This window comes from Mesorhizobium ciceri WSM4083 (assembly GCF_000519305.1).
Taxonomy (GTDB): domain Bacteria; phylum Pseudomonadota; class Alphaproteobacteria; order Rhizobiales; family Rhizobiaceae; genus Mesorhizobium; species Mesorhizobium ciceri_B.
In genome coordinates, this window is sequence record NZ_JAFG01000010.1 from 136,471 (window position 1) to 149,429 (window position 12,959).

General features: G+C 61.8%; 9 protein-coding genes. 5 read left to right on the forward strand and 4 right to left on the reverse strand.

Annotation, left to right across the window (positions count from 1 at the left end):
• Nucleotides 1–131 precede the first annotated feature (131 nt).
• From MESCI2_RS0120975 to MESCI2_RS0120985, 3 genes are all read right to left on the reverse strand, one after another.
• Entirely contained in the window at nucleotides 132–467 is a 336-nt protein-coding gene (locus tag MESCI2_RS0120975) for a hypothetical protein (RefSeq protein ID WP_027038288.1), read from the reverse strand.
• Nucleotides 468–529: 62 nt separating this feature from the next.
• Nucleotides 530–1,378, reverse strand: a complete 849-nt coding sequence (locus MESCI2_RS0120980) for an endonuclease/exonuclease/phosphatase family protein (protein WP_027038289.1) — start codon at nucleotides 1,376–1,378, stop codon at nucleotides 530–532.
• A gap of 110 nt (nucleotides 1,379–1,488) precedes the next feature.
• Nucleotides 1,489–2,952, reverse strand: a complete 1,464-nt coding sequence (locus MESCI2_RS0120985; protein WP_027038290.1) for a phospholipase D-like domain-containing protein — start codon at nucleotides 2,950–2,952, stop codon at nucleotides 1,489–1,491.
• A gap of 489 nt (nucleotides 2,953–3,441) precedes the next feature.
• Here MESCI2_RS0120985 and MESCI2_RS0120990 point away from each other — a divergent pair, with 489 nt between their 5' ends.
• From MESCI2_RS0120990 to MESCI2_RS0121005, 4 genes are read left to right on the forward strand one after another with little or no spacing between them, the layout of a single operon-like run.
• Nucleotides 3,442–4,890, forward strand: coding sequence for a TolC family protein (locus MESCI2_RS0120990; protein ID WP_027038291.1), 1,449 nt, complete (start codon nucleotides 3,442–3,444; stop codon nucleotides 4,888–4,890).
• 39 nt (nucleotides 4,891–4,929) lie between these two features.
• On the forward strand, nucleotides 4,930–7,062 hold the full coding sequence (locus tag MESCI2_RS0120995; protein WP_027038292.1) for a type I secretion system permease/ATPase: 2,133 nt from the start codon (nucleotides 4,930–4,932) through the stop codon (nucleotides 7,060–7,062).
• A 42-nt stretch (nucleotides 7,063–7,104) separates the two neighbouring features.
• The gene (locus MESCI2_RS0121000; protein ID WP_027038293.1) at nucleotides 7,105–8,394 is read left to right on the forward strand and encodes an HlyD family type I secretion periplasmic adaptor subunit; all 1,290 of its coding nucleotides are present in this window, start codon (nucleotides 7,105–7,107) and stop codon (nucleotides 8,392–8,394) included.
• On the forward strand, nucleotides 8,384–9,025 hold the full coding sequence (locus MESCI2_RS0121005) for a ribbon-helix-helix domain-containing protein (protein ID WP_027038294.1): 642 nt from the start codon (nucleotides 8,384–8,386) through the stop codon (nucleotides 9,023–9,025). The genes MESCI2_RS0121000 and MESCI2_RS0121005 overlap by 11 nt, the downstream gene beginning before the upstream one ends.
• Nucleotides 9,026–9,072: 47 nt before the next feature.
• Here MESCI2_RS0121005 and MESCI2_RS0121010 read toward each other — a convergent pair whose 3' ends face one another.
• Entirely contained in the window at nucleotides 9,073–10,002 is a 930-nt protein-coding gene (locus MESCI2_RS0121010) for a transglutaminase-like cysteine peptidase (RefSeq protein ID WP_027038295.1), read from the reverse strand.
• Nucleotides 10,003–10,797: 795 nt separating this feature from the next.
• Here MESCI2_RS0121010 and MESCI2_RS1000000139280 point away from each other — a divergent pair.
• The coding region (locus MESCI2_RS1000000139280; protein WP_430981676.1) for a beta strand repeat-containing protein at nucleotides 10,798–12,959 on the forward strand (2,162 nt) is incomplete at its 3' end.

The window sequence follows — 12,959 nt, forward strand, 5'->3', positions numbered from 1 at the left end:
GGTCCGGTGCGCGTGCTGGCTACCACGAGTTCGACGCGGTCCAGCACCGCCTCTCACGTCAGCGCTATTTCGTCAGCCGACGTGCGCAATGAAACCGGCCGGCTCTCGCCGGCCGGTTGGCCCGATCGGGATCAGCCGCAGACGCGGACCTCTTCGATCACCCTGTGGTGATGGCGCCAATGCTTGACCAGTTCGATATGGCAGCGGTGATGCCGGTGATGGCGGCGATATTCGCCGTACCGGTATTCGCCATTGTCATACTGAACGTTCTGGTCGCCATCATACTGATTGTCATAATGGCGATCGCGGTGATGACGGCGAACAACGATCCCACTATCGGAATCGTCATCCGGCAAATAGCGGTCGCCATTGTCGGACTGGATGGTCACGCTTGCCGCCTGCGTCGGCACAGTGATCGCCGCTGTCGCGGCCAATGCCAACAGGGAAGCCAGAATCAGCTTTTTCATCTCGTCCTCCTGCGTGTTCAAGACATGTTAACTCGCGGAAGAACCGGGCGTTCCGCTTAGTTTTACACACTTTGCGACGCGGAAGACATCAAGGCGTTATCGTCCACCCGCTCCAGGCGCACGAAGGCCGTCAGCGGCAGGTGGTCGGAGGCAACGCGTGACAGCGGCGTGTCATGCGCATCGATGGCGGCAATCATGCCATGCCGGTTGGCCATGATCCGGTCGAGTGCCAGCAGCGGCAGGTTCGACGGGAAGGTGGGGACCGCCGGCGGCTGCGGGCCGAACGTCGCATGCAGCGTGTTGAGAGCGGAGCGGTTGCCAAGCCGCCATTCGTTGAGGTCGCCGAGCAGCAAGGTCGGTCTTTCGTCCGGGCTGTTCATCAGGTCGAGCACGACGCGCGCCTGCTGGGAGCGCGAGCGGCGCAGCAGGCCAAGATGGGCGGCGATGATGCGCAGCGTCCGGCTTCCATCGAGGTCGATCTCCGCCACCACCGCGCCGCGCGGCTCCAGCCCCGGAAGCTTGATCTGGTGCACGTCGCGAACGACGCCCTTCTTGAACAGCAAGACGTTGCCATGCCAGCCATGGCCCTTGCCGGTGGCCGAAATCGGCACCGGAACCAGGCCGGTTTCCCGTTCGAGCCGGGGCAGGTCGAGAAGCCCGTCACGGTCGCCGAAGCGGTTGTCGGCTTCCTGCAGCGCAATGACATCCGGATCGATTTCGCGGATGACGCGGATGATCCGCTCCGGGTCGAATTTCCTGTCGACGCCGATGCATTTGTGGACATTGTAGGAGGCGACCAGCGTGCCGGTGGTGGCTGTCGTCTTGAGTGCGGCGGCGTTGGCCTTCTGCATCCGGCGGTCACGAAGGGAGAGAAGCATGCTTGCCGGGAGGCTGCGTCCAATTCTGTGCATCTCTGTGCTGCTCGTCCTCGCTGGCTTCAATTCAGAAGCAAGATATAGTCAAAATAGGCAATTTCGGCGCATGTTCCATGACAGACGAGTTCCTCAAGCGCATCTCCGCCTTAGAGATAGGGTGAACCGAGCCACAATGCCCGGTCGAACAGCCGGATAAGAAACGGCCGGGCTCGCAAGGCTTCCAGCGTTACCGGCACGGCGGAGGCGATCGCCGACCCGATCCGCGCCTCGATCTCGCTGGCAAAGCCGGCATCGAGCACTTCCAGGTCGATCTCGAAATTCAGCCGCAGCGATCGGGCGTCAAGATTGGAAGAGCCGACATAGGCCCACACGCCGTCGATCGAAAGCAGCTTCGAATGGTCGAACGGTCCCTCGGTGCGCCAGACACGGCAATAGTGTTTGAGCACCTGATCGAACTGCGCCATCATCGCGCGGTCGACGAGGAAAAGATTGTTCACCGCCGGCACCACGATGTCGATTTCGACCCCGCGCCTGCCAGCGGTGATCAGCGCGCTGATCAGTTCCCGATCCGGGAGGAAATAGGGCGACATCACGCGTATCGACTTGCGGGCGACCGAGAATGCACCGATCAGCAGCTTGTGGTTGGTCTCGTTGCTGGCATCCGGGCCGGAAGCGACCGCCCGCACCATCATCGGTGCGCCTGGCGATGGCGACAGCGGGGCAATGCGCCAGGCGTCGCCCTTCAGCGCCTCGTTGGTGGCGAAGCGCCAGTCCTCGGCGGCGACCGAAAAGAGGTCGGCGACGATCGGACCGGTCACCCGGAAATGCGTGTCCCTGGCGCTGTTGGAGCCGGCGAATTCGGCGGAGAAGCCTTTGCGGATGTTCATGCCCCCGGTGAAGGCGGCGATGCCGTCGACCACCAGGATCTTCCGGTGGGTCCTCAAATTGGCGTAGGGCAGGCGCAGGCCCATGACGATGTTGCCGTTGAAGACATCGGCGGGGATGTCGGCCTCGCGCAAATGCCCCAGGATGCTCGGCACGGAGTAGCGGGCGCCGACGGCATCGATCAGCACGCGGACGGTGACGCCGCGCCGGACGGCGCCGGCCAGCGCCTCGACGAAGAGCAGGCCGACGGCGTCATTGTCGAAAATATAGGTCTCGAGCAGGACGCTGCGCTCGGCGCCATCGATCGCCGCGCACATGGCGGCATAGGCCTCGTCGCCGGTCTCCAGCACATCGATTGCATTTCCAGGGTTGAGCGCGCGCCGCGCCACCCTGTCGCCGAGTGTCCGCAAGCCCGTGAACCGTTGCCCGTACCGCTCGACGATCAGGGCCTCTTCGACGGCAACGTCGCGCTCATGCTTGGCGGACACAGCGCCGTCGGCAAACGGGCGCTGGGCGGTGATCGTGGCGCGGCGGATGCGGTTGATGCCGGCGACGGCATAGATCAGCACTCCGAGGATCGGGGACAGCACCATCACGCCGACCCAGCCGGTGGCGGCGCGGACATCTTCCTTGGTCATGACGGCATGGACGATGCCAGCCGTCGCCATCACCACTGAGATGATCGCCAGAATTTGCGGCCAGTGAGTCGCCAGGGTCTCCAACATGCCGAGACTATCCAGCGAGCGATTGCAGAAGGCAATGCAGCCGGTCATGCCGCCGGATTGTGCGGGCCGCGTGTGCCCGGCCGGCCTCGCTAGTTGAGCTGACCTGCGGCAAAGGTACCGCTGACCGGCTTATGGCGTAACGAGCGAGCGGCACCCAAGGTGGCGCGCATGAAAATACTGCAACTCCCGGTTGGGATCCCGGCGGCCGCTCTCCGAACCGGCCGTGATACTGACCATATCGGCCCACAGCGCGGTGTTTTTCTGTATTATCCTGCAAAGTGCGGCGTCCGGATACAACCACAGCGGGCCGACGTTATGTGCTATTTTTGCTACATCTCGCAGCCTTGTTGCCTAAAAAGCCTATTTAGCGTCTGCTAAATAAATAATCGCTCACATATTCCATGAATTTGTGAATAATCCACCGACGGCTAGGCCTTGGCTTGGTTAGCGCTCTGAAAAGGACGCTGGGGAAACGTTAGGGTGGGATTGATGAATACGACAAACATGTCGACCATAGGCAGGCGCCTTGGTCTTTTGATGGCGGCCACCATGCTGACCTGCGGGAGTGCTCACGCGCTCACACTCAAGGAGGCGATGGCTGTCGCGGTGGAATCCAATCCCGAGATTGGACAGGCGATCGAGAACCGCGAAGCAATCGAGTTCGAGTTGCGGCAGGCCAAGGGCCTTTACCTTCCCAGTGTCGATGTCGAGGCATCGGCTGGCGTTCGCCGGCTCGACAATTCGTCCCGGCGCTCGCTTTCCATCGAAGACGATGCGCTCTATCCGGCTGAAACGGATCTCACCGTTTCGCAGACGCTTTACGATAGTGGCGCAAGGCGGGCCGAATTGAACCGCCAGGCATCGCGCGTCGACGGCGCTTCATTCCGGGTGCTGGAACGGTCCGAATTCATCGGGCTGTCCGTTGTCCAGGACTACCTTGAGTATATGCTGCAGGCGTCGATCGTCTCCGAAGCGAAGAAAAATCTCGGTTTCCACCAGGCAATTCTTGGCGACATCCGGCAAGGCATCTCGGGCGGCGCGCTGAACGAGGCCGACCGGCAACAGGCCGAGGAACGGCTGTTCGCCGCCAAGGCGCGCATGCAGGAGGCGACCGAGGAACTGGAAGCGGCCAAGATCCGCTTCTTCAAAACCGTCGGAAAGCCACTGACCAGCCCTTCGAGGCCTGGCGATGTCTCGGCCGCACTCCCGCGCTCGCTCGACGACGCGATAGGGTTAGCGCGGGAAAGCAATCCGCGCGTACACATGGCCAACAGCGACATCGACGCGGCGGCCTCCCTCGTGGACGCTGCGCGGGCAAAATTTGGCCCCTCCATCATCGCTGAAGGTCGGGCCCGGGCAGGAACCGACATTGACGGCGACGATGGCGACACCACCGACCTGCAGGCGCGCGTGGTCCTGCGCTGGAACCTCTACCGTGGTGGCATCGACAAGGCCAACGAGCAGGAACAGATCCGCCGCACCAGTGAACAGCGTCTCGCGCTGCATCAGGTCCAGCGCGAAATCGAGGAAGCCGTTCGCACCTCCTGGGATCGCCGTTTCCGGCAAGCCGATCTGGCAAAGACCCTGAGGCAACAAGCCGCTGCCAATGAGAAGCTGGTTGCTTCCTATCGCGAGCAGTTCAAGGTCGGACAGCGCTCGTTGCTCGATGTGCTCGACGCGCAGAATACGCGGTTCAACACGGCAACGCTGGCGGATACCGCGTCCTACGCATCGCTGTTTGCCCAGTACCGGCTTCTGGCCGCGACCGGACAGTTGCTGAAAACGATGAATCTCGAGCCGGCAAAGCAAGCGACAGCCTATGCGCGCACCGAGTTTGCAACACCGGAAACCGCGGACACCGAAACCTACGCGCGGACGCCATCGGAGCAGAAGAACGACCTGCCATTCGATATTCTCGCCCCGGTGAGGAAGAAATAAGACGACGCAAGGTCCAGCGAGCGTCCTGACGGGCAGATCGTGAACCAGCAACCCAACATCCTCTCCCCCAAGGAGGCGTTCAAGGCCTGCTTCTCGGCCGTTGCCGGATATCTCGGCAGGCCGAGCGCGGAGACCGTGCTGTTTGCCGGCGTGCCGCTCTCGGACACGCGAATTGCGGTCGACGACATCAGGCACCTTGCCGAACGCATCGGCCTGGAAGTTACCGAGTTCAACCACCGCGATTTCCTCAGGGGGCGTATCGACCTGCCGGCAATCGTCTTTCGGGTCAGCCAATTGCCGGTTGCCCTGCTCGCTCTGGGCGAAGACGATGCGTATATCACCGCGCCCCAGGAAGACGGCCGCACCACGATCGGCCGATCGGAACTGGCCGCCAGCTACATCAGCGGCGGCGCTTCCTTCTCGATCACCTATGCCAATGCCGCCGAGACCATGTCGGTCGGCTCGGCCGCCAGGATCGAGCGGAGACATTGGCTTACGGGGACGATGGGCGCTTTCTGGCGCACCTACTCGAAAGTTGTCCTGGCGGCGGTGTTCATCAATCTGCTGGCCATAGCCTCGCCGATCTTCACCATGAACGTCTACGACAGGATCCTGCCGAACAAGGCAATATCGACACTGTGGGTCCTGGCTCTCGGCATCGGTGCGGTCATACTGTTCGACCTGCTTTTGAAGACGGCCAGGGCTTCGCTCATCGACTATGCCGGGCGCAAGGCGGATCTCCGGATATCCTATCTGCTGTTCGAAAAAGTGCTGAACTCGTCGCTGTCGGCGCGCCCCGGCTCGACCGGTGAATACGCAAACAGGGTCACGCAGTATGAATTCGTCAGGGAGTTCTTCACCTCCAACACCATAAGCGTGTTCATCGACACGGCATTCGTCTTCGTCTTTCTCCTTGTGATCTATGCGATAGGCGGCTGGCTGGTGATCATACCGGCGCTGGCCTTCGTGATGTCCGTCATCGTCGGCCTGGTCACCCAGCGCCGCATCGGCAAGCGCGTCGCCGCCTCGATGAACGAAGCGTCGCAGCGCCAGGCCCTGCTGGTCGAATCGATCTCCACGCTGGAGACCATCAAGTCGCTGCGCGCCGAGGCGTATCTGCTGCGAAAATGGGGAGAGCACTCCAAGAACGCCGCCAACACGTCCGAGAAGATCAAGCAGCTTTCGGCGGCGGCGGGCAACATCACCCAGTCCATACAGCAGCTGGTGACCGTCGCCCTGGTCGTGGCCGGCGCCTATGCCTTCTCGGAAGGGCATGTTTCGACAGGAGCAATCATAGGAACGGTGATGCTGGCGAGCAGGGCCGTGGCGCCGCTCGGCCAGATCGCCATAACGTTGTCCCGGTTCCGCCAGGCCATGCTCTCGCTGAGAATGGTGAACTCGATCATGGCTCAACCGGAAGATCGACCCGACACGGTGGGCTTCGTCAACCGCCCCATCCGCAAGGGGGCGATGGTGTTCAGGAATGTCGGGTTTGTCTATCCAGGCTCGGAAAACGAGGTTTTGACCGGCCTGAATTTCTCGGTCAAGCCCGGTGAGCGGATCGGCATCATCGGCCGCATAGGATCGGGAAAGACGACGATGGGGCGGCTGATCGGCCGGCTCTTCCTGCCGACTTCCGGTGAGCTGCTGCTCGATGGGATCGACATTCGCCAGTATCACCCGTCCGAGGTTCGCGCCGCGGTCGGCATCGTTGCGCAGGCCGGCGACCTGTTCTCGGGCACCATCAAGGAAAACCTCCTGATGGCATGCCCCGAGGCTACGGACGAACAGATCATCGAAGCGGCAAAGGCGGCCGGCGTCGACGATTTCGTTTCACGCCACCCGCGCGGCTACGACATGAATGTCGGCGAGCGCGGCACCAATCTTTCCGGCGGCCAGAGGCAGACGGTGGCAATCGCACGCCTGCTGCTGACCAAACCGAAAATCGTCTTTCTGGACGAGCCGTCGGGCTCGATGGATCTCGCATCGGAACGCCAGTTGATCAAGCAGCTCAAGGTCGCCTTCGACCGCGACACCACGCTGATCGTCTCGACACATCGGTTCAGCATGCTTGAACTGGCCGACCGCCTGATCGTTATCGAACAGGGCAAGATCGTGGCCGACGGACCGAAGGACCAAGTCATACAGGCGTTGCAGAAAACAAGCGCCTGACAAAACAGATGTTGCTGCATCCAATGCGTTGGGGCGTGGGAAATGCTTGCCAGAGAAGACCGACCGCCGCTGTTTGCGTCGGCGTCCATATTCATCATCGGAGCGCTCTTCGTCGTTTTTGTCGCCTGGGCGTCCTTTGCCGAAGTCGATGAGATCGCACGCGGCGACGGCAAGGTCATACCCGCTTCCAAGACCCAGATCATTCAGGCGAGTGAGGCCGGTGTCGTTCAGGAAATCGCCGTGACGATTGGCCAGGTCGTCAAGAAGAACGATCTCATCATCCGTCTGGACAACACGCTCAACACGTCCAGTCTCGGCGAGCAGCAGGCCAAGGCGCGCGCGCTGGAAGTGCGCATAGCAAGGCTGAAATACGAACAGGCCGGCAATCTCTCGGGCCCATTTCCGTGCCCGCAGGACATCCAGTCGGTCGCTCCGCAAATCTGCGACAATGAACAGAAGCTGCTCATCGCCCGGCGCGGGAACTTCGACAACAAGCTGTCCGTGCTCAAGTCACGCCTTGACCAGCGCGAGAGGGAACTGGCTGAGGCGGTGGCCAATTCCGACCGTCTGACCAAAAACCTGGTCGTCAGCGACCAGGAGGCAAAACTGGTCGACGCGATGGTCAAGAAAGGTCTGATGGCAAGGACCGAGCAGCTCCGGGTGGAGCGCGAACAGACCGAACTCAACGGCCAGCTGAACCTTGCGGGCGAAACGATAAAGAAGATCAAATCGTCGATCACGGAAGCCCAGCTTCAGGTCGAGGAACTCGGCCTGCAATTGCAGCAGGAGGCGTTGGACGACCTGACCCAGGCGCTGGCGGAGCTTTCGGTGGTGGATGAGACCATAAGGGGAGCCACCGACAAGGTCGCGCGCACCGATATCCGTTCTCCCGTGGATGGCATCGTCAACACGCTGGAGCTGAACACGGTAGGCGCCTTCGTCCAGCCTGGCGCCGTCGTGGCCGGCATCGTGCCGACCTCCGAGACGTTGCTGGTTGAGGCACGGGTCTCGCCAAGGGATGTCGCGTTCATCCGCCCCGATCAGGTAGCCCTTATCAAGGTCACCGCCTATGATTTCTCGATCTTTGGCGGCATCGAGGGCAAGGTCTCCAACATCACAGCCGACAGCCTGGTCGATCAGAAAACGGGGGAACCCTACTATCAGGTGCGTGTGGCGACGGACAAATCGACCCTTCAAAGAGACGGCAAGGCCTATTCGATCATTCCCGGAATGATCTGCTCGGTCGACATCAAGACCGGACGCAAGACGATCCTGCACTACCTCCTGAAGCCGATCAACAAGGCGCGCGAGGAGGCGATGAGTGAGCGGTAGCGCCAGCCCTCGTCATTCCGATCGCGAGCGGCTGCTTCCGCCAGTTGCCGCGGAGGATTTCGGGCTGGAGTTTCGGGTTGTGGCGCGCGGCGGCATACGACGCGGCATCCGTTTGGAGCGGGCATTCTGGATGTCGCTGAAGCAGATGGCCGAAAGCAGGAAGTGCACGATCGGCATGCTCATCGACGAGATCGCCGAAAGCCAGGCACAGACAGGCAATTTGACATCCGCGATCCGGGTGGCCTGCATGCGTGGATTGGGTGACGAAAACCTGACCCTGCGAAAGCTTGCATCGATCAACACCATCAACGCCATACTGGTCGCTTGCCCGTCTCCCGCCTTTGCCCTGGCTTCGTCGAAGAAGATCCTGTCGTTCAACGCGCCGTTCCAGCAATTGGTCAAACGCCAATTGCCGATCGCCCCAAGCGATGACGCACGGCACGACCTCAAGCTGGCGCTGGACCTCAATGTGGCCGACATCTTTGCGCGGCTCGATGCCAATGGCGAATCGCCGGTGGCCACCGGTTTTGTCATCGGCGCGGGCGACCGTCGATACCGGGGACAATTGAATGCGGTGCGGGCTCCGGTGCTCGAGCCGGAGCTGCTGATGGCGTTCGTCTTCGGCGGCTAGGGCAGTTCCCGGAATTGCCCTGGATGCATCGCCAATCCGGCCGAAACCTATGGCTGAAAACCTTCGCCGGGGGCGACGGTTGCGAAACCGCCCTTGATGTCGGCCATCTGGGCTCCGCCCGGTCTTGAACCGTGGATCCAGGCCCGGTCCGTGCTGAACGAATAGAGCGGAACGTAATCCGGAAGATCGCTGTCACGCACGACAGTGTTGCTGAGGCTGTCGAGAATGAAGGTGCCGCTGCCTGTGCTCACCGACAGCACTGCGTGAAAGAAGCCTCTCTTGCGATCCTGGAGGACGACAAGCGCCATGCTTTGCGTGGGAATGCCGGCCCTCAGCAGGGCTGTCATCTTGAGGATGGCAAAATCCTCGCAATCGCCGGCTCGCCGCTCGAGAATCTCCGAAGGCTTCGCCCAATGGTCGAGCTTGCCGTAGACGACGCTGTCTTTCCTGTAGGCGATCAGGCGATTTACGCTGCTGTTGACGAAGGACAGCTTCTCGCTGAATCCCTTGCCTTGTGCGGCGGCGATCATGCCGGCAAAAGCCGCGCTCTTGTGCTCGCAGGGGCTGCCTGCCGAACAGGCGGCGATTGCCCGGTAGACGGGCGCCCAGCGAGCCGCGACGGGAAAATTACGCATGGACAAGGCAACCGATCCGAAGACCCCCGGAATGATCGACGCGGTCTGCAGCGGATCTATCCCGGCGTCATCTCGCGCCGTTGACGAGCCATCCCCGCGGCCAATATTTGGGCCATAGCTGCCGGTGGCCAGACCGATCCGGTAAGCGCCCGCAGGCTGCCAGGGCTGGGGCCTCGCCAGCGAAACACCGCCGAGACTGGGTGGCGTCTGGACCTTCTCCGGAGGCCTGCCGGATGCGGCGATATCGCTCGCGAATGACGGCCCCGCCAAGCCGACAAGCCCGATTGCCAGCAGGAGCATCTGGAGCCGGGTTTTTCCCGGAACTGATTTTTGCTTTTTCATAACGCCCACCTTTGACTGTGGACGCTACCAATCTTGTCTCAAATTATTGGAAAGGAAGGTGGATAAATATCCAGCAACTGTCTTCATCCATTTTGCTTAAAATTTTATTCAAATTTATACTTTGGTTTACCGGAAAATTGCCGACCAGCTATCCGTCAAGGAGGTCTCCAGAAACCTACATATAACAGGTTATATTGTAGCGGTTTACCACGTGTAAAAAATGCCGGGCAATGCATATCATAATATATGAAATAGATTAGGGGGCAGTTGCAAAGTAGAAGTGGCCGCTGTCTCTATCCGGTAAATATCGGAGGGGTTTCAGCCATGACGAACAATATCGAGTTGGGCAGCTTTTCGGCTTCCTTGAACGAGCATTCCGTGTCCAATGAACACGGCGATCAGGCATCACCGGCGGAGATCCGGGTCGCACAGGCAAATTCGACGCAGCCCGCGCCGGCAGCGTCCGAACCGGTGCCGGTCGATGTCGGCGGCGGAGCGCCTGTCAAGCCGGAAGCCCCCGCGGAAGCAAAGGCACCGCCGGCAGCTGCGCCGCACGAATATGTAGCCGACGCCAGCCATGTGGTGAGGCTTCCGGCCAACGCCTCCATCGACAACATCAAGGTCGACGGCCAGAACCTTCTGCTCGAACAGGCCGACGGCTCCGTGATCGTGATCAAGGACGGCGCCCTGAATGTGCCGACCTTCATCATCGGCGACGTCGAGGTGCCGCGCGTTGCGCTGCTGGCGGCACTCGAAGCCAGCCATGTCGATGTTGCCTTCGGCGCCGACGGTTCCATGTCGGCTGGTCCTGGCGGTTCGAATTCAAGCGCAGGCGGAGATTTCTCGGTTCCCCCCGGCGGCATTGGCGACGGGTTCGACCTGTCGGCACTGCTGCCGCCGACTGCCTTGCAGTTTGGACTCCTGGAGCGGCGCGAACTGTTCCCGTCCATCGTCGACAGGCAGGTTTCAGTGACGGCCACGTCATTGCTTGCCCCGACCGAAGCGGCCAGTGAAACCGGCCTCGATGGCGGCCAGACACAATCTCCCGGCAGCGACGCGCCAAGCAACTCCGAAACCTCCGGCATCGGAACGATCAGCATCGACGCGCCGGATGGAATTGGGTCGATCGTCATCAATGGCGTCACCGTCACCGGCGTCGGCCAGCAGATCCCGGGCGATTTCGGCTTCCTGACGATCGTCTCCTACAATCCGAGCACGGGTGCCATCGAATACAATTACACGGTCACCGAATCGGTCACTCATCCAGAGCACACGAACGGGTTCGATCCCAACGACACGGTTCCGGACAATTTCAGCATCACCGTCACGGACGTCGACGGCGATTCGGCCAGCACCACCTTTGCCGTCGCCATCGTCGATGACGTGCCGACGGCAGTCGCCGATATCGACAGCATCGCGGCCGGCCAGTTCGGCCCGGCGACAGGCAATGTACTGGCTGGCGGAACCGATGCCGGTGACGCCAACGTGACGGACGGCGTTGCCGACACCAAGGGCGCCGACGGCGCGACTGTGGTTGGCGTGCAGGCCGGCAACACCAATACCGATGTCGACAATGCGGTCACGCTGAACGCGCCGATCCAGGGCACCTACGGCACGCTGACACTGCTGGCGGACGGCTCCTACAGCTATGTGCGCGCTGCCGGCACACCCGGCGGCGTCAACGACGTCTTCACCTACACGATCAAGGATGGCGACGGCGACACCTCGCACACGACGTTGACGATTTCGATTGGCAACTCGACGCCTGTGATCACCGACCTGACGCCGGAGGCAAATGGCGGCGACGTCATCGTCAACGAGGCGGCGTTGAATGTCGGCACGCCCGGCGGGCCTGGCTCCGATCCTGCAAGCACGGCCGAGACCGGCGCCGGCACCTTCACCGTCTCCTCTCCCGACGGCATCAACTCGCTGGCGATCGACGGCAACGCCTTCATTACCAACGGCGTGTTCACGGCGGGCTCGTTCACCACCGCATTTGGCAACACACTCAATGTGACGGCTTACAATGCCGCCACCGGCCAGGTCAGCTACACCTACACGCTGGTCGACAACGAGGCGCATGCCGCCGCCCAGGGCACCAACAACCTGTTCGAGAACTTCAACGTCACGCTGACCGACCAGGATCTGCAGAGCACCGACGCCACGCTTACGGTCAACATCGTCGACGACGTGCCGACGGCAGCGAATGAAGCCTCGCAGGCGGTTGCGGAAGGTGCTCCGGCGGTGACGGGAACGCTGGACTTCGTCGCCGGTGCCGACGGCGCGACGGTGACGCATGTCAACGGCACGCTGCTGATCTTCAATGCCGGCACGGGCTACTCGCAATCGATCGACATCGGCGCGGGCAGCATCCAGGTGAAAGCGGACGGGTCCTACGCGTTCACGCCGGATGCCTCGGTCGACAACAGCTCGGGTCCGGTTGCGGTCAACGCCACCTACACTGTGACGGACGGCGACCTCGACACGTCGACGGCCAACATCGCCTTCACGATCACGGACGGTGCAGGCCCGGTTGCTGGCGCTCCGATCACGCTGGCGCTTGACGACCAGAACCTGAGCGACGGCTCGACGCCGGCCGGTCCGGACTTTGCCTCGAACTCGATCACCTTCACGCCGGGCTCGGATGCGATTGCCTCAATCGCCTTCGGCACCGATTTGAGCGGGCTGAACAGCGCCAACCTGGCCTGGACCCGGGTGTCGGACACCCAGGTCGTCGGCAAGGACGGCGCGGTGACGGTGGTGACGCTGGATCTGTCGGTTGCCAACAATGTGGCGACGGTGACGGCGACGCTGAACAACAACTACGATGCCCATCCCGGCATCAATCTCGACGANNTGGTCAATCTGGGCCAAGTCGGCGTGGTTGCCACCGATAGCGACGGCGACCAGGCGACCGGCACGGTCAATGTGACGGTGTCCGACGACGTGCCGACGGC

Excerpts from the sequence above, each read along its gene's own strand:
- MESCI2_RS0120980 (WP_027038289.1), bottom strand. The coding sequence starts at position 1,378 with ATGCACAGAATTGGACGCAGCCTCCCGGCAAGCATGCTTCTCTCCCTT.
- MESCI2_RS0120990 (WP_027038291.1), top strand. The coding sequence starts at position 3,442 with ATGAATACGACAAACATGTCGACCATAGGCAGGCGCCTTGGTCTTTTG.
- MESCI2_RS0120985 (WP_027038290.1), bottom strand. The coding sequence starts at position 2,952 with ATGTTGGAGACCCTGGCGACTCACTGGCCGCAAATTCTGGCGATCATC.
- MESCI2_RS0121000 (WP_027038293.1), top strand. The coding sequence starts at position 7,105 with ATGCTTGCCAGAGAAGACCGACCGCCGCTGTTTGCGTCGGCGTCCATA.
- MESCI2_RS0121010 (WP_027038295.1), bottom strand. The coding sequence starts at position 10,002 with ATGAAAAAGCAAAAATCAGTTCCGGGAAAAACCCGGCTCCAGATGCTC.
- MESCI2_RS0120975 (WP_027038288.1), bottom strand. The coding sequence starts at position 467 with ATGAAAAAGCTGATTCTGGCTTCCCTGTTGGCATTGGCCGCGACAGCG.